Annotated in this window: 17 protein-coding genes; 8 read left to right on the top strand and 9 right to left on the bottom strand. The window is 32.0% G+C overall.

Going from position 1 to position 17,895, the window contains the following annotated elements; all coding sequences use genetic code 11:
* Positions 1-185: 185 nt before the first annotated feature.
* The 5 genes from ACFSSE_RS08735 to ACFSSE_RS08715 all read right to left on the bottom strand — a co-directional run bounded on the left by ACFSSE_RS08735 (position 186) and on the right by ACFSSE_RS08715 (position 7,947).
* Positions 186-1,418 carry a nucleoside recognition domain-containing protein gene (locus ACFSSE_RS08735; protein ID WP_379041975.1) on the bottom strand — a complete coding sequence of 411 codons (1,233 nt, stop codon included), beginning with the start codon at positions 1,416-1,418 and terminating at the stop codon, positions 186-188.
* Between the two features lie 43 nt (positions 1,419-1,461).
* Complete coding sequence (locus ACFSSE_RS08730) at positions 1,462-2,622, bottom strand: DUF2817 domain-containing protein (protein ID WP_379041977.1); 1,161 nt, start codon at positions 2,620-2,622, stop codon at positions 1,462-1,464.
* A gap of 307 nt (positions 2,623-2,929) precedes the next feature.
* Entirely contained in the window at positions 2,930-5,416 is a 2,487-nt protein-coding gene (ligD, locus tag ACFSSE_RS08725; protein ID WP_379041979.1) for a DNA ligase D, read from the bottom strand.
* A 3-nt stretch (positions 5,417-5,419) separates the two neighbouring features.
* Positions 5,420-6,187 carry a non-homologous end joining protein Ku gene (gene ku, locus ACFSSE_RS08720; protein WP_379041981.1) on the bottom strand — a complete coding sequence of 256 codons (768 nt, stop codon included), beginning with the start codon at positions 6,185-6,187 and terminating at the stop codon, positions 5,420-5,422.
* Positions 6,188-6,264: 77 nt separating this feature from the next.
* Complete coding sequence (locus ACFSSE_RS08715) at positions 6,265-7,947, bottom strand: FAD/NAD(P)-binding protein (RefSeq protein WP_379041983.1); 1,683 nt, start codon at positions 7,945-7,947, stop codon at positions 6,265-6,267.
* A 221-nt stretch (positions 7,948-8,168) separates the two neighbouring features.
* Between ACFSSE_RS08715 and ACFSSE_RS08710 the strand changes: the two genes are divergently transcribed.
* The 3 genes from ACFSSE_RS08710 (at position 8,169) to ACFSSE_RS08700 (ending at position 11,408) form a co-directional block, all read left to right on the top strand.
* Positions 8,169-8,627 (top strand): PA2169 family four-helix-bundle protein, encoded by a 459-nt coding sequence (locus tag ACFSSE_RS08710; RefSeq protein WP_379041985.1) that lies wholly within the window; start codon positions 8,169-8,171, stop codon positions 8,625-8,627.
* Between the two features lie 92 nt (positions 8,628-8,719).
* On the top strand, positions 8,720-10,888 hold the full coding sequence (locus ACFSSE_RS08705) for a catalase (RefSeq protein ID WP_379041987.1): 2,169 nt from the start codon (positions 8,720-8,722) through the stop codon (positions 10,886-10,888).
* Positions 10,889-10,940: 52 nt separating this feature from the next.
* Positions 10,941-11,408 (top strand): ankyrin repeat domain-containing protein, encoded by a 468-nt coding sequence (locus ACFSSE_RS08700; protein ID WP_379041989.1) that lies wholly within the window; start codon positions 10,941-10,943, stop codon positions 11,406-11,408.
* A 90-nt stretch (positions 11,409-11,498) separates the two neighbouring features.
* Here ACFSSE_RS08700 and ACFSSE_RS08695 read toward each other — a convergent pair whose 3' ends face one another.
* The 4 genes from ACFSSE_RS08695 to ACFSSE_RS08680 all read right to left on the bottom strand — a co-directional run bounded on the left by ACFSSE_RS08695 (position 11,499) and on the right by ACFSSE_RS08680 (position 14,146).
* Positions 11,499-12,614 (bottom strand): adenylate/guanylate cyclase domain-containing protein, encoded by a 1,116-nt coding sequence (locus ACFSSE_RS08695; RefSeq protein ID WP_379041991.1) that lies wholly within the window; start codon positions 12,612-12,614, stop codon positions 11,499-11,501.
* A gap of 167 nt (positions 12,615-12,781) precedes the next feature.
* On the bottom strand, positions 12,782-13,213 hold the full coding sequence (rpmA, locus tag ACFSSE_RS08690; protein WP_379041993.1) for a 50S ribosomal protein L27: 432 nt from the start codon (positions 13,211-13,213) through the stop codon (positions 12,782-12,784).
* Positions 13,214-13,260: 47 nt separating this feature from the next.
* Positions 13,261-13,572, bottom strand: coding sequence for a 50S ribosomal protein L21 (rplU, locus tag ACFSSE_RS08685; RefSeq protein ID WP_379041995.1), 312 nt, complete (start codon positions 13,570-13,572; stop codon positions 13,261-13,263).
* 94 nt (positions 13,573-13,666) lie between these two features.
* Positions 13,667-14,146, bottom strand: coding sequence for a hypothetical protein (locus tag ACFSSE_RS08680; protein WP_379041997.1), 480 nt, complete (start codon positions 14,144-14,146; stop codon positions 13,667-13,669).
* Positions 14,147-14,265: 119 nt separating this feature from the next.
* Between ACFSSE_RS08680 and pdxH the strand changes: the two genes are divergently transcribed.
* From pdxH to ACFSSE_RS08655, 5 genes are all read left to right on the top strand, one after another.
* On the top strand, positions 14,266-14,919 hold the full coding sequence (gene pdxH, locus ACFSSE_RS08675; RefSeq protein ID WP_379041999.1) for a pyridoxamine 5'-phosphate oxidase: 654 nt from the start codon (positions 14,266-14,268) through the stop codon (positions 14,917-14,919).
* Positions 14,916-15,416: an NADH-quinone oxidoreductase subunit C gene (locus ACFSSE_RS08670; RefSeq protein WP_379042001.1), complete on the top strand. Its 501-nt coding sequence runs from the start codon at positions 14,916-14,918 to the stop codon at positions 15,414-15,416. The genes pdxH and ACFSSE_RS08670 overlap by 4 nt, the downstream gene beginning before the upstream one ends.
* Before the next feature lie 84 nt (positions 15,417-15,500).
* Entirely contained in the window at positions 15,501-16,625 is a 1,125-nt protein-coding gene (locus ACFSSE_RS08665; RefSeq protein WP_379042124.1) for an NADH-quinone oxidoreductase subunit D, read from the top strand.
* 229 nt (positions 16,626-16,854) lie between these two features.
* Positions 16,855-17,535 carry a DUF3291 domain-containing protein gene (locus tag ACFSSE_RS08660; RefSeq protein ID WP_379042003.1) on the top strand — a complete coding sequence of 227 codons (681 nt, stop codon included), beginning with the start codon at positions 16,855-16,857 and terminating at the stop codon, positions 17,533-17,535.
* Between the two features lie 32 nt (positions 17,536-17,567).
* Positions 17,568-17,813, top strand: coding sequence for a hypothetical protein (locus ACFSSE_RS08655; RefSeq protein WP_379042005.1), 246 nt, complete (start codon positions 17,568-17,570; stop codon positions 17,811-17,813).
* Positions 17,814-17,895 lie beyond the last annotated feature (82 nt).

Raw genomic sequence — 17,895 nt, 5'->3', positions numbered from 1 at the left:
TATCACGTTACGTTTAGGGTAATGTTAATTGCTTCGGGATAACATTAGCAATAATTCCCCCCCTTAACAAAACAAAACCTTAAGCACACTAAAACACCTAAATATTGCTATCTAAAAACAACAAGAGTTTTATTTTTCTCAATAGCTACAGGTTAAAACAATTGATTCTAAAATATATTTTCTGATTATTTAAAAAATATATACGCAATTACTATAGCGGCTAAAACACCTGCAAGTTCGGCCATAAGTGCGGCAGGTAAAGCATGGCGAGTTCTTTTTATAGAAACAGATCCAAAATAAATAGCTAAAACATAAAATGTTGTTTCTGTTGAACCCTGTATCACACAAGCAACCCTAGATGCAAAACTATCCGCACCTGTGGTATTCATTAATTCAACCATTAAACCACGGGAGCCACTCCCACTTAATGGCTTCATAAATGCAATTGGTAAAGCAGGTACAAAACCTGTATCTAAACCAACAAATGCAACAGCATATTCTATTACATCTACCAAAAAATCTAAAGCACCCGAACCTCTAAAAACCCCTACAGCCACTAATATGGCCACCAAATAAGGGATAATTTTTACAGCAATTTCAAAACCTTCTTTTGCCCCTTCAATAAACGTTTCAAAAACATTTACTTTTTTAAAAAGTGCTAAAGAAACAAAGGAAATAATTACACTAAATAACAAAACGTTGCCTACAACACTAGATACTATTGCAATTTGATCTTGTGAAAGTGTAGTGAAATAAAATAGCGTACCACAAATAATTACTGCCGCTGTACCTAAGTATATAATAATTGTTTTTTGGAATAAATTAATTTTTTGATACAAAGCTGTCACCACTAAACCTACTAGTGTAGAAAAAAAAGTTGCTAATAAACACGGAACAAACACATCTGAGGGGTCTGCTGCTCCTGCTGCTTTTCTAAAAGCCATAATACTTGTGGGTATTAACACTAAGCTAGAGGCATTAAGCACCAAAAACATAATTTGAGCATTTGAGGCAGTTTCTTTTTCGGGATTAAGTTCTTGCAATTCTTTCATTGCTTTTAAACCTAAAGGTGTTGCTGCATTATCTAAACCCAGCATATTTGCAGAAAAGTTCATCAATATAGAACCCATTGCAGGGTGGTTTCTAGGTACTTCTGGGAAAATTTTACTAAAAAATGGAGCTACTATTTTAGCGAAAATATTTATCATTCCGCCTTTTTCGCCCACCTTCATTATGCCTAACCAAAAAGTCATTAAACCTATTAGACCTAAAGAAATTTCGGCACCAGCTTTAGACATGTCAAATGTGCTATTAACAATGGTTTGGAAAATTTGATAATCCTGAAAAAATATCAGTTTAAATAAAGCCACCGTAAAAGAGACTAAAAAGAATGCAATCCAAACGTAATTTAAAGCCATGTAAAATTAAATATTGCTAAAGGTTAAAAAGATTTTACGCATTTCAAATTCTTAAGCCATATTTCCACTCAAATACTATTTGTGCATGCTCATTTCTTAGCTCAATTTCTGCCGGATGATTTAACATTAACGAGCCGTTAAATAAAAATTCTGACGAATCAATTACTACATAAGCATTTTGAGTGCTTAAATCTCCAACATTGGTTAACGTAAAACATTTTTTTAAAGTTCTGCTGGTGGTATCAAAAATTTCGGTGTAATTTAAACCTAAATCTACGGTGTAAGATTTATCACCAGTCTCGATTTTACAATTGGTAAGTTTAATGTGAAACATCTCTTGGCTTTGAAGCGGAATCATTAAATAATTTATTACATCATTTTCTTGATAGCCGCTATCCACAATGGCCTCAAAAGCTGTTATTATGGCGTAAAAATTTAATTCCCTAATGAATTGCCTTTCTTCATCGCCTGATAAATTACCAGATTCTATTAAAATAGTTGGAGTAGTTTTTTGAAAATTATCTCCAAACGCTCTTGCTTCATATTCATCTTTAAACCTTGCAACATGATTAGGAATTAATTCTTGCAAAGTGTAATTGATGCTTACAATCAATTTCATAGCCTTCTTACGGCTCCAATTAATAGTTAAATGAATGTCAGTAGCTGGAGCTAATAATGATATTCCTACAGGCTTGTTTTGCGATGTGCAATATAAACTGCTTTGATCATGAAGGTTAAAAGCAAAATCAGGTTTAATTACTGATTTAATACTTTTTAAAACATTAGCTTCTGGCGATTGTAAAACTAAATAATCTCTATTAATATCTATTTGTTGTGCATTTCTTCTGGTAAAATTTTCTAAACCATCAGGATTTATCACAGGAATAAAATAAATACTTAAGTGCTTTAATAAATACTGGCTTTCGCCAGATTGTAAGTAATTTATCAAATCAAATATTGCGGCTGTTGCAGTTGGCTCATCACCATGCATTTGGCTCCAAAGCAAAATTTTGGTTTTACCCTCTCCTATTTTTAACATTCTAATAAGTCGCGTTTCAAAAGAATAACCAATTGTTTGCCAGTTCAATTCTACATAATCTTTTTCAATTAAATCGTTAATTAAAGAAAAATTGAAAGTGCGGTTAGTGATTTTAGGATTTTTATATAGGGCATAATTTATACCTAAGATTTGTTCTTTATTCATGTAAGATGTTGTATTGAAATTGAGATTAAAATTAAGAAAAACATAAGATTTTTTAATTTTAAATAATCATTCGAAGTTAAAATTCGTTTGATATATACATTAACGTAGAAGAGAAAATTTTTTAAAAGTGCATAAAAACTTTTAGAAACTTTAGACTTAAAAAACGAAAAGCCAATAAGATTGCTTGGAATTACAATTTTAACTTTCCAGAATCTAAGATTTTTGCCAACGAACAATTAAATCTATTTAGCTTAAATAACAGCAACTTTGGTAGTGGCAATTTTTGATAAATAAAGGATAAAAATAATCAATTTTTATTTTTTAGGTTGTAAAGCGCCTTTTTTAAGTTTTGCTTTTTCTCGAAAATAGAATTCCAAGGATTTTCCCTTTCTAATAATAACTTAGGCACATTATTAATGTGATAATCATTCATATCCAATTTATCATTCAACTCATCCCAACTTAATGGGTATGAAACTGTTGCACCAGGTTTTGGTCTTACAGAATATGGTGCAGCTATAGTTTGTCCCCTTCTATTTTGTAAGTAATCAATATAAATTTTTCCTTTTCTTTTGCTAGGAGATCTTTCTATGCTTGTATTATATGTATTCAATTCATGCACCTTTTGCGCTATAAATTGAGCAAAAACCTTAATAAATTCGTAATCATACACTGCACCCACATACACATAAATATGGATGCCAGATGAGCCTGATGTTTTGACAAAAGAAACTATGCCTAGACTATCAAAAACTGCTTTTACAGATAAGGCCACAGCAACCACTTCTTTAAAACTATTATCATCTGGGTCTAAATCAATCACCATAAATTCCGGATTTTCTGGTTTTTTATAAGAACTTAACCAAGGATTTAACTCAATACATCCCAAATTAGCCATAAAAACTAATGTTGCCGCGTTATTACATATTAAATAATCAATTTCTTTATTTGTGCTTTCTGAAAATACTTTTGTGGTTTTAGTCCATTTAGGTATTTGATCTGTATTTACATCTTTTTGATAAAAACCAGCTTCAGTAATGCCGTTTGGATGGCGATTAAGAGAAAGCGGTTTATCTTTTAAATATGGCAAAATAAAACTTGCAGTATGGTGGTAATAATTGATTAGGCTTGCTTTTGTTATTTTTTCTTTAGGCCAATACAGTTTATTTAAATTGGTAAGCTTAACGCTTTTACCATCAATTTTTATTTCTTTTTGATCCTCATCAGGCGTTAATACTTCCTCTAAGCTATCATCTTTAGCAGAAATAACATCATTATTGATTTCCTTATCTAACCTTAAACCTATAAAAACTGGATGCCTTAAGTGCTTATCTTTTGTCCATTCACTAAATTTAACCTCGCAAATTAATTCCGGTTTAACCCAAGTGATGGAACTTTCCTGTGCAGCTTTTTCTTGAAATGGTTTGGTCTTAATAATTTTAGCGGAAAGTATTTGGTGTATATTTTTTAAGTCATTATCCTTAAATCCCGAACCGCAATTTCCTATATAATGTAGCTTTTTATCATCACTCATTAAACCAAAAACTAGTGCTCCAAAATATTTTCTACTACCTGTAGGTTTTGTAAAACCACAAACAATAACATCCTCTGTATCAATAAATTTAAATTTCAACCAAGAATTACTACGTTTTCCGATAAAATATTCATCAATAGCCTTTTTAGCAATTATGCCTTCCCATTTATGCTGTTTTGCTTTTTCATACAATTGTTTTCCCTTTTCAACCGTATGATCGTTATAAAAAATATTTTTTAATTGGTAGCTTTTTAAAAGTTGTTTAAGCAATTCTTTTCTTTGCAAAAGTGGCAAATACGATATATCATATCCGTTAAGTTGTAATAAATCAAAAACGTAAAAATTTAAATCCGAATTTTTATGCTGACCAAAATCTTGTAATAGTTGAAAACTCTCCTTTCCTACTTTATCAAAAACTATTAATTCTCCATCTAATACGGCATTTTCTTTGATTTTTTTAAGCTGTTCTACAATTATATCATACTTATCAGTATAGTCTTTTCCGTTACGGGTATATAATTTAACAGACTCATTAAGGTGGGCTAATATTCTGTATCCGTCCCATTTTCTTTCATAAATCCAATCTTTATCATCAAAAATATGTTTTTCTAAAGTGGCAAGCATGGGGCTATAGCTATTTTCTTCAATTATAGCTTCCGATATTGGTTTTTTTTTAGGTGCAGTTTTCTTCTTTTTAAAATCTTTCCCCGCCTTTTTTATTTCTGATGATACCAAATCTTCAATATCAAATTTTGTGTTTACTGCAAACTCATCATTATGTTTTATAAGCAACCAGGCATTTTGTTCGCCATTTTTTAAACGCACCAACGCAAATTCTCCTTTTAATATTTCTCCTTTTAAATTTATTTTAAGATTACCATTTTTTAAACCTTCTAAAAGGGTTTTTTCATCATCTTTTCTAGTTGTAGCTAAAGATTGGTAATTGCCTTTATCAAAAATAGTTACCGTACCAGCGCCATAATTTCCTTTTGGAATTTCACCTTCAAAATCTTTATAATCGTAAGGATGGTCTTCTACCATCATAGCCAAGCGCTTATCTTTAGGGTTTAATGATGGCCCTTTAGGCACTGCCCAACTTTTTAAAACGCCTTCCATTTCTAGCCTAAAATCATAATGCAGATGTGAGGCATGGTGCCTCTGAATTGCAAAGATTAATTTCTTATTGGTTTTTTTGGAATCGCTTTTTGGCTCTGTGGTTTGTTCAAAATCTCGTTTCTCGAAATATTTTTGGATACTCATTCATTATGCCCCTTTCTTGGTTAAACTTTCCATTAACTGGTCATATAAATCGTCGCTTTTGGCTTTTTTAGGTTTTAATTTTTTAATGGTTGGTCTTTTGCCCTTTGCTTTTGCCTTAATAATTTTTAAAAGTTCTGCGGTGTAAGTGTCTTTATATTTTTCAATATCGAAATCAGAAGTATATTGTTTTATGAGTGCCAATGCTACATCCATTTCTTTTTTAGGGATGCTTATATCAGTTGAAACTTCAATTTCGGTGCTTTTTCTAATTTCCTGGGCAAACCTTATTCTTGAAATTACAATTACATTATTTTGTGGGTAAATAACACACAAAGCTTCTTTTTGCCTTAAAACAAAAGAGCCAAAACCAGCTAATTTAGTTTTCTCTAGTGCTTTTAGTAAAAGCGCATAAGCTTTTTTCCCTTGCTTGGTTGCTTCAGCGTAATAAGAGGTTTCAAATAGCATCGGATTAATCTCTGCTACTTTAACAAAATTTTCTATTTCTATAGTTTTGTTCTTTTCTGGACTGGCGTCTTCAAAATCTTGATCTTCTAAAATCACATATTTATCACCAATTAGGTAACCTTTAACAATCTTTTCGTAAGGAACTTCCTTACGTGTTTTTTCGTTAATTTTTTGATATTTTATATTGCTATGATCTCTTCCATCAAGCATATCTAAATCAAGACTGCTATTATCTATCGCCGAATAAAGTTTTATTGGGATATTTACTAATCCAAAAGTAATGGTGCCGTTCCAAATAGATCTCATTTTTCTGATATTAAAAAAGTGGATAAAGAAATTTAAAGATGATAAATTGAAGCATTAAATCGTTGTTTATCATAACATTAGCTAAAATTACTAAATATACCGTTTACAATTTTCTCAGATGCTGCTTCACAAAAGTCTAAACCAGAATAATCTGGATTATAACCACTTATATAAGGCACAGCCATGATATACAAATGAGGATTATAGGCACCATGTTTATCCAGTACCTGAAAATAATCGTTAATAGCAAGACCAGAAACGTTTAAATAATATTCATCATTTATCAATTGAACATCATCAGGATGGTTGGTTAATGCCTTTTGCCCTTCTTCCGCAGATTGAAACCTATAAGTTGCCTTACACAAGCTTTTACCGTCTAACAAACCTTTAAAAGGGAATTTCTCAAAAGGTATTTGTGGCTGCCCTATACAGTTAACATAGGTTTTAAAATCGACAGACTTTCCAGAATATTTATAAGTTATACCGCCATCTTCTAAAGGAACTACCTCACTATCATTACCAACTTCTATCAATTCTAAAACTCCCGCATTATACAAGGCTAATAATTCATCACATGAACTTTGCGGTACATACGCAATTACCACAGATATTAAAGGAAGTAAAACAGTTTTCAATCTTTGATAATCCTCTGCCGAAAAATATTTTGCAGGTTGGTTCATCGCAAAACTTAAAATGCCCAATGCTTCTTTCCAATAAACGGATTGTTTTCTTTTAATAGATTTTTCTGCCTCGGCGTATTCTGCTTTAAGTAGCTGAAAAGCATCTAATTTTTCTCGTAATTCTATTGCCCATGCCACAAACTCTTCTAATGAAAAATCTTTAATTTTTTGATAAAAAGCAGGGTCTTGTTCTATAAATAGGTTTTTAAAATTCTTCTCGAAAATATAATCTAATGATAAAAATCCTTGATTAGTTTCGCGGTGTTTAACAATTTCTTCTTCGGTTAAAATAGCATCATTTTGCAAATGTGTATCGTTTAAGTGGAATCTCACAGCAGGTAAATATCCATTTCTAGAATGCATCACAATTTTAAAATCCTCACTGCCTTTTGCTAAATGATAAACTAATTTTCCTTCCCAATTTTTAACATAAATACCATTATTTCTTACCAAAGTTCTTATAGCATCTATAGCTGTTAATGATGAGCCAGTTAATGCTACAGGATGATTAAGCTTTAAATTCAACTTTACGGGAGGATAAGGTGAATCAAAATAGCCATCAATTTTTCCTTCATGGGTTTTAGGCCAGTTATGCCCAGTGCATAAAATAGCTATATCAAAAGTGTATTCATTTTCTGCTGCAAATACGGTTACTTGCCCTGGTTTATATAACACATCATCAACAATAGTTTCTGTATGAATAATGACATTATGTTTAGATTTTTTTAATATCTCATCAAATTGTGATGATAAATAATCTCCAAAGAGTAAACGTGGAAGCACTTTATATTCATTGAAATTATTTGGAGTAATTTTATATTTATCAGCTTCGCCTTGGTTCTTGTTCACCCAATCTTCTATATGATATTGCAATTCTGGAATCTCATTATCAGATACATTAGTTACATGTTCTTGTAAAGCACCTTCTTCACTGTAGGGCATTCCCACACCAAGTTTGGCTTTTCTTTCAAAAATATGTATTTCTAAATTTTCTTGTCTGCTTTCAACTAATCTTTTAAGCATGAATAAACCACTTGGGCCTCCGCCTATAATGCCAATTTTAAGATTGCTTTTTTTCATAGATTTTTTGTGCTTTTAAAAATAGTTTGATATGTTATCAAAACACATCTGGTAAATTATTGATTTTTCACTACACAATTTTTAAACCAAAATATTTAAAGTTTTAGTATTTGAGACATTTTAAACATCAATAAGACTATTTTTAATTTTTAATCAACTTGTAATTGGAACAGAGTTTGTAAAAATGTTTTTAATCAATTTAATTTTTAAATAAAAAAAACATGGAAACGAATCAACAAATAAGTGAAATTTTAAATGACTTAGTTCAAATTAATAACGACAGAGTTGAAGGTTATGAAAAAGCTATCGCTGAGTTAAGAAACGAAGACGGAGATTTAAAAGCACTGTTTTTAAGTATGATACACGAAAGTAGATCATACAAAATGGCTCTATCCACAGAACTAAATGTTTTAGGTGCAGATACTGAAACCGATACAACTACTAGTGGAAAAATTTATAGAGCCTGGATGGATATAAAAGCACTTTTTACCGGACATGATAGAAAAACTGTACTATCTAATTGTGAGTTTGGTGAGGATGCCGCTCAAAAAGCTTATGAAATGGCTTTAGATGAAGAAGCAATACCTGCTCATTTACGCCAATTAATTACTGAGCAAAAACACAGCTTAAAATTATCGCATGATCAAATAAAAGCATTAAGAGATCAAAATTCTTATTAATACTTTAAGGAACCGAAGATACATTTTATCGGTTTTTTTTTAATTCAAAAACTTACAGCAAAAACTCAATTTAAATACAAAACATTCATATAATGAAAAACTCAAAACCAGACCAGCAAAAGAACACTAATAAAAAATTAGACGATTTAAAATTAAATACAGAGAACTCTGCAAACTCTAAAATGACAACAGATCAAGGTTTGTTAATTAACGATGACACTCATTCTCTAAAAGCTGGAGAAAGGGGTGCTACACTTTTAGAAGATTTTATTTTACGAGAGAAAATTACACATTTTGATCATGAAAGAATTCCTGAAAGAATTGTGCATGCTAGAGGAGCAGGTGCTCATGGCGTATTTAAAGTTTACAACGATAGCATGAAGGAGTTTACCAAAGCTAATTTCTTAATTGATCCAAATATTGAAACGCCAATATTTGCAAGAATGAGTACGGTAGCCGGTTTTAGAGGTTCGGCAGATTTAGCTAGAGACGTGAGAGGTTTTGCCTTAAAATTTTATACTGAAGAAGGAAATTATGATTTGGTAGGCAATAATATGCCAGTATTTTTTATTCAGGATGCTATAAAATTTCCTGATTTGATTCATGCTGTTAAGCCAGAACCTCATAACGAGATTCCACAAGCAGCTTCAGCACATAATACTTTTTGGGATTTTATCTCTATGACTCCAGAATCTGCACACATGGTAATGTGGGCAATGTCTGATAGAGCAATTCCAAGAAGTTTAAGAATGATGGACGGTTTTGGAGTGCATACTTTCCGTTTAATTAATGAAAAAGGTGAATCGCATTTTGTGAAGTTTCATTGGAAACCAATTTTGGGTGTTCATGCTGTAGTTTGGGACGAAGCACTAAAAGTAAACGGACAAGATCCTGATTTTCACAGAAGAGATTTACATGAGGCTATTGAAAATGGTGCTTTTCCTGAGTGGGAATTAGGAGTGCAAATTGTGAAAGAAGAAGATGAACATAAATTTGATTTTGATTTATTAGACCCTACTAAACTTATACCAGAAGAATTAGTACCAGTTAAAAAAATTGGTAAAATAACTTTAAACCGTAATCCTGATAATTATTTTGCAGAAACAGAGCAGGTGGCATTTCACCCGGGGCATTTAGTTCCTGGAATTGATTTTACAAATGATCCACTATTACAAGGTCGATTATTTTCTTACACAGATACACAATTGAGTCGTTTGGGAGGTCCAAATTTCCACGAAATTCCAATTAACAGACCAGTAGTGCCAATACACAACAACCAAAGAGACGGTATAGCTCGCATGCAAATAAACAAAGGCAAAACAAGTTACCATCCAAACTCTATGTCTGATGGTTTTCCTAAGCAAGCAAAAGAAACTGAAGGCGGTTTTACATCTTACCAAGAAAGAATTGATGCTAATAAAATAAGAAGCAGAAGTAAAAGTTTCTTAGATCATTTTAGCCAAGCCACACTTTTTTACCAAAGTCAATCAGTGGCAGAACAAAATCATATTATTGACGCTTTCCGTTTTGAATTAGGTAAAGTAGATATTATAGAGATTAGAGAAAGAATGCTTGTTTTATTAAAACAAGTTGATAAAGATTTAGCTAAAAAAGTAGCTGATGGTTTAGGTTTGGAAGTTCCAAATCAAAAACCAATTAACCATCAACACGGTGCTGATGATAACCCTAAAGATTTTGAATCTACTAAAGTGAATTCATCGTTAAAAAAATCACCAGCTTTAAGTATGACTAATAATAAAGGTGATGGTTCTATTAAAACTCGTCAAATTGCATTTTTAACTGCTAACGGAGTTAATGGTAAAGAGTTAAATACAATGAAAGCTGCGCTAGTAAAAGAAGGCGCAATGGTGAAAATTATTGGTCCAAATGCTGGTTCTGTTAAAACAAATGACGGTGCAGAAATTAAAGTTGATAAAAGCTTTTTAACCTGTTCTTCAGTGCTATTTGATGCCGTTTATGTACCTGGTGGCGCCGAAAGTTTAAAAACACTATTAACTATACCAGATGCAATTCATTTTATAGATGAATCTTTTTTACACTGTAAAGCTATTGCTACAAGTTCAGAAGGACGTAAATTAGTTGAAAACAGTTATGTTGCTTCAAAACTGAAAAAAGATGCTGCTAAATTTGGATTACTTGTTTCCGAAAAATTGGATAATGGTTTAATCAAAGACTTTATAGGTGCTATTGCTGCTCATAGATTTTTTGAAAGAGAAAATGGAGATAAAGTTCCAGCTTAAATAATAAAATATAAAATACCCGGGAGTTTCTCTCGGGTTAAACTACACATATATGAAAGAATTAATTAACGCTGCCAGAAATGGAGATTTAACTCAAATTAATGATTGCTTGCATAAAGGTGCTGATGTTAACTTTAAGGATGAAAAAGGTTACACCGCTTTAATCATTGCTACCTATAATCATCAAATTGAGGCTACGAAATTATTAATTGATAAAGGTGCAAATATTAACGCTCAAGATAATGGAGGTAATACTGCTTTAATGGGCGCTTGTTTTAAAGGCTATGAGGATGTTGTTGAGTTATTGCTTAAAAATGGTGCAGATGTTAATTTACAACACGGAAACGGAGGCACTGCGCTTATGTTTGCAGCAATGTTTGGACAAAATTATATTATTACTTTATTACTTCAAAATGGCGCTAATTTAATGGTAGTTGACAGAAAAGGTAATATGGCAATTGATCATGCTGGCTTACAGGGCAATAAAGAAGGTGTTGAAATACTTTCTTGCGTTGCTTAAATATTAAAAATCAATCTTAATAGCGCTTAATAATCATTAGCGCTATTATTTTTAAAAAACAAATTACCACCTAAATTGAATTTAATAATATCATACTCTTGAAACCTTAAAAATTCGCATTTGCTCTTCCCTACCTCTTAACGATGCCAATTCCAAAGATTCGAAATGGTAAATATTGCTTTTTAAAGTTTTTTTAAAATCTTCTGAAATTATTAAATCTGCACCGCATTCATTACATTTTTCTTGTATCCTAGCAGCCACATTTAAGGTATCGCCATGGTAAGCCAGTTCTCTTTTAACATCTCCAACTTCCACAGCAGTTACTACACCTAAATGTAAACCCGCTTTAAATTCTGGTAAAATATTATATTTTTTGATAAATTTATTTTTCCGTTTAACAAAATCATCTTGGCAAGCAAAAAAGAAGTCAATGCAAACGCTTAAATCTTTAACATGTTTAACAGGCCAACTTAAAACAATTTCATCACCAACGTATTGATAAATTTCTGCGCCGTATTTTACTGATATATGGTTGATGTTTAAAAAGCAATCTCTAATTAAACTGCTATACCTAAAGTGACCAAGGTTTTCTGCATGAGTAGTTGACGATTTTAGATCTACAAAAATAAAAGCCCTTTCCTCTTCTTGTGGTTTTGAATATTTGCCTAAAAGCAATGGAATTAATATACCTGGCCCAAATTTAGAACTAATTTGAATTACAAAACTAACTACAACACTCATAAATAAAACATACACCAAAGTTAAGTAGTAGTAGTATTGCCATGCTTTTGAAGGTAATGATAGAATGATATTTTTGAAATAAGTGGGGTGTAAAACCATTTCCCAAACCACATTTTTAACAATTAAAAACATGATTAACATGACTATAAAGTAATAGGAGGTTTTAATCAGAATAATTAAGCCGGGCGACTTAACTTTTAACCAATTTTTGGATAAATAAAAATCTGAACAACCCAATAAAATTCCATACAACAAGCCAATTAATGCGCAAAATATTAAAATTGGGGTAAACGATAATTGAACCTCTATAAAATGTATGCTACCAGTTGCTAAAGCATTAAAATGAAGTATTAATCCTAAAAGCAAAAAAGCAATTACCCAAAAAGTTACCTGAACTAAAATTGCACTAAGTAATGGATGCTCAAATGCAAATTTTCTGACCTGGGCAGCGTAATTCAATTTCATATTAATTCAAAAATGATACTTTTATTATTTGGTATGTACACCAAACTTAAATTTATAACAATATTAATCAAATGCAATAATTATGTATATAAATAAAGATGGCAAAATTTTTCATAAAAAAACCCTGATTGAAATACAATCAGGGTTTAAGTTATTTTGAGTTTTAATTATTCAGCAGAATCTTCAGCTTTTTTTGCTGCTTTTTTTGCTGGTGCTTTTTTCTCTTCTGTTTCAACGGTAGCTTCAACTACTGTTTCTTCCTTAGTAATTTCTTCTTTAGCTACAACTTCTTTTTTTGCTGCTTTCTTTACTGGTGCTGCTTCAACAACAACTGGTGCAGAAAAATCAAAGGGAACAACAGAAACATAAGATTTATTGTCTGCTTTCTTTCTGAACATTACCTTACCTTCAATTAATGCATGAAGTGTATGATCTTTACCCATTCCAACATTTGTATCTGGATGGTGTTTGGTACCACGTTGACGAACAATAATATTTCCTGCAATCGCAGCTTGTCCACCAAAAATTTTGATACCTAAACGCTTGCTATGTGATTCTCTACCGTTATTCGAGCTACCGGCTCCTTTTTTATGTGCCATGGTTTTATATCTATCTAGCTTTAAAAAAAGCTATTGAATGTTAAAAATTAAATTGAGATACTATCGATCTGTATTTTGGTAAAAGATTGACGGTGACCGTTTTTCTTTTTATAACCTTTTCTTCTCTTTTTGTGGAAAATAATTACTTTATCACCTTTTAAATGAGACACGATTTTAGCTGAAACTTTAGCTCCTTTTACTGCAGGGGTGCCTACTGTAAATTTACCATCATTTGATACTAATAAAACATTGTCAAATTCAATACTAGCGCCTTCATCTCCTTGTAATCTGTGTACAAAAAGGTGCTGGTCTTTTGCAACTTTAAATTGCTGCCCTGCTATATTTACTATTGCGTACATTATTAATTAATTTATATGTTTTTAAAATGAGGTGCAAATATAAGAATTATATTTTTTTAATCAAACAGCATTTCGAAATTTTAATTTATATCTTTTAGTATTCTGGTCTTCTTAAAATTGCATCGTAAATTAAAGCTTGTCTAAAATTAAAATCAGCAGCTAAATGTTTTTCTTTTTTAGGAAACTCAAAATTGTGATTGTGTGGTTTATGTATCGCTCTGTTTTTTATAACTTCTGGAGCAGGTGTTTCTGGGTTATAATAATCATAACCAGGTTTTTTACGGCTGTTTGACAATTCATCTCGTACTTGCTTAGCTTTTGTTTTTTCTTTAAAATAATCTTGTTTATTATTGTCAAAAACAGGTTCTAAAACGTAATCATCAGCCAAAGCTTTGTCATAAGTAGTTTTATAATTTGGATGAGTTACTACCGTAGCAATTGTTGGCACTTTATCTTTTAAAGCCTCTACAGCTTTTTTTGTTCTTTCTGCAGCGGTTTGCATTTCCTTTTTAAAATTTTTGTACATTTTATAAAGAAACGTAATAACCATTACGGCAATAATTACTTTATCCATAATTATATCTAATAAACTATTGATTTAATCTATCCAAATATAAAAGAATTAAGACTAATGTTGTTAATAATTTATGCTTTACTTTAAAACAATACATACATTGATTAAGTTTGCACATCATGAGTATTGAAAAATCAACCATCCAAAATTTACGTCAAGATTATCGTTCGGCATCGCTTAATGAAGAAGATGTAAACCAAAACCCATATTTACAGTTCGAAAAATGGTTTTCTGAAGCTTTAAACGCAAAAGTATTAGAACCAAACGCCATGACATTGGCAACTGCAGATGCTAATTGCATTCCACAAGCCCGAATTGTGCTTTTAAAAGAATTTACTGAACAAGGCTTTGTGTTTTATACCAACTACGATAGCGCTAAAGGAAAGCAAATTGCAGAAAACCCTCATGCTGCATTATTGTTTTTTTGGGGAGATTTAGAAAGACAAATACGTATTGAAGGTGTAGTAGAGAAAGTTAGTGATGACGAATCAACACAATATTTTCAATCCAGACCAAAAGGTAGCCAATTAGGTGCATTAGCATCGCCACAGAGCCAAACCATACCAAATAGAAAATTTTTAGAAGATAAACTAAACAGTTTGGTTGAAGAATATGGAGTAAAAGACATTCCGAAACCAGAACATTGGGGCGGTTATAGGGTAATTCCTAATAAAATTGAATTTTGGCAAGGCAGGTCAAACCGTTTACACGATAGACTTGCTTACGTACAAGAAAAAGATCAAAGTTGGAAATTTGAAAGACTTGCGCCATGATATTTGAAGAGGTAAAACAATTGCTCATTAGCAAATTTGGCGAAGAGGTAATTTTAGCCGAAGAAGCAGCGCAAAAACAACCAGCGTTAATTATTAAGGCTGATTTAATTGCTGATGTTTGCCTGTTTTTAAGAGACTGCCCTGAAACTTGGTTCGATTTTTTATCTTGCTTAACTGGGGTTGATTACGGTGTGGAGCAACAAAAATTTGGTGTTATTTATCATTTAAGCTCAATTATAAAAAACCATACATTGGTGCTTAAAGTTGTACAAGAAAACGATAGAGCAACAGATAATTTACCCTCTTTTAAAAGTATAAGTGCTGTTTATAAAGCGGCCGAATGGCATGAGCGTGAAGCTTTTGATTTAGTTGGAATATTTTTTGAAAACCACCCAGATTTAAGAAGAATACTTTTACCAGATGATTGGGAAGGCTTTCCGTTAAGAAAAGATTATCAAAACGCAGAAAGTTATCGTAATATTAAAATAGAACTGTAAGCTTTGCAAAACACATTAAACCCAAAATACCAAGAAGCATTAAATCGCTATCAGGAAAAAATAAATGCTGTTACCGCAGAAGAAATGGTTTTAAACCTTGGGCCACAACACCCAAGTACGCATGGCGTTTTACGTTTAGAATTAATTACCGATGGCGAAATTGTAAAAGAAGTAATTCCACATTTAGGTTATTTGCACCGTTGTTTTGAAAAACACGGCGAAGCCTTAAATTATGCTCAAATTATCCCTTACACAGATAGATTAGACTATTTGGCATCTATGAATAACAACCATGCTTTTGTAATGGGCGTTGAAAAAATGCTTGGGATTGAAAACGACATTCCGAAAAGAGTTGAATATATAAGGGTTTTAGTTTGCGAACTGAATAGAATTGCCTCTCATTTAATTGCCATAGGTACTTATGGGATTGATATTGGTGCCTTCACTCCTTTTTTGTGGTGCTTTAGAGACCGTGAGCATATTATGAACATGTTAGAATGGGCTTCTGGCGCAAGAATGTTGTATAACTATATTTGGGTTGGTGGCTTATTTTATGATGTGCCAGTTGGTTTTGAGCAAAGGTGTGCCGAGTTTGTAGCTTACTTTAAGCCTAAAATGAAAGAGCTTAATGAGTTATTGACAGATAACCAAATATTTATTTCTCGTACTGCAAACGTTGGTATTTTACCTTTAGATGTTGCCATTAATTATGGTTGCTCTGGTCCAATGTTACGTGGTTCTGGTTTAAAATATGATTTACGCCGAGTGGATGAATATTCTGTTTACCCAGAGTTAGATTTTGAAGTTGCCTATGGCAAAGGAGAAATTGGCAGCGTTGGCGATTGCTGGAACCGTTACAAAGTGAGGATTGTTGAGATTGAAGAGTCCTTAAAAATAATTGAGGCTTGCGTAGAAAAACTAACCAAAGAACATAAACGCACTAAGGAGTTTGACCCAAGAGCGCTTTGCCCTAAAAAGATAATTCCTAAAGTGCAAGATTTTTACAGCAGAGCAGAAAACCCAAAAGGTGAAATTGGTTTTTATTTTATGGCCGATGGTAGGTCTGATAAACCTTTTAGGGTAAAAGCTAGAGGACCAAGTTTCTGTAACCTTTCTGTATTGCCAGAAATTTCTAAAAATGTAATGATTGCAGATTTAGTGGCTATTATTGGCTCTTTAGATATTGTTTTGGGAGAGGTTGATAGGTAAGTGAGCAGTATTATTATAGATCTTAAAAAAAGGTGAATTTTAAAAATTACTTACAAAGTATTGTTCAAAGCTTTTTGCAGCTCAATTTTTTCAAATAGTTTTTAAATTTTCTTTTAACATTCTACAATTCATGTTGTAAATCACATCCTAATGCGCTAAACCTTTCCACATTTAGCTATTTATCCACCATTACAATAGCTGCGCTTTAAATTATCGAAATTAGCACAATATGTTAGTTTCTATAAGTATTGTAAGATATCCCAAAAGATATATTCCTTTTGCATTTTTAGCAATGGCTGTGCACCGTTTGCCCTTATTTCTCACAAAAGGCTGTAGCTTTTGGAAGCTTTTAGGCTGCGGCAAAAACGGCACATTTGATGTAAACCCAGATTACCAACAATGGGGTTTATTAGCGGTTTGGGACAGCCCTCAAGATTACGATAATTTTAAGCAAAATTCGTTTATTCAAAAGTGGTGGAATTTCTTTTGCGAAGAACAATCAGCCATACTTTTAGAACCCACAACTGCCCATGGAAAATGGAGTGGCAAACAACCTTTTGGTAACCCAAAAACCAAAACTTTGGAAGGCAAAATTGCCGTAATAACTAGGGCAACAATTCGCCCAAATAAATTAAAAAACTTCTGGAAAAACGTATCTCCTGTTGCAAGTATTATGGGCAATGCAAAAGGCTTTATTACCTCGGTTGGAATTGGCGAAGCACCATTTTTTATGCAAGCAACTTTTTCTATTTGGGAGAGCCAAGAAGATGTCATACAGTTTGCTTATAAAGATGCCGAACATGCTAAGGTGATTAAATTAACCAGGGACGAAAACTGGTATAGCGAAGAACTTTTTGCAAGGTTTAAAATCATATCATCAGAAGGAAGCTTGTTTAGTATGGTTAATTAAAATTTAGCTTAGTGTAAAAATAAATTTATAAAATGAGAATTGTAGCAGAATTACCACACCCCGAATGTAAGATTACCATATTTTCTATGAACAACAAATTCATCATCAAATTTGAGCAGGGCACTTTGGAGCAAACTTATAAACTTGCCGAAATGGATATTTTGAACGGTGTAAATGGTGTGTTCGAAATTTTAGATGAAGCATTTATTGCAACCGTAATACAGCGATTTAAACTAATGAGAACTGATTTCATAGCAACGTATAATAAATATAACTAACAATATAAGTAACCAAACTTAAGTGTCTATTTATTAACAATTTAAATATTAAATATCGATTAAACAGAATAATATTTTGCTA

It is taken from the genome of Pedobacter alpinus, assembly GCF_042684645.1.
Taxonomy (GTDB): Bacteria; Bacteroidota; Bacteroidia; order Sphingobacteriales; family Sphingobacteriaceae; genus Pseudopedobacter; species Pseudopedobacter alpinus.
Note: the sequence above shows the minus strand (reverse complement) of the source record. Positions and strands in the feature narration are given on the sequence as shown.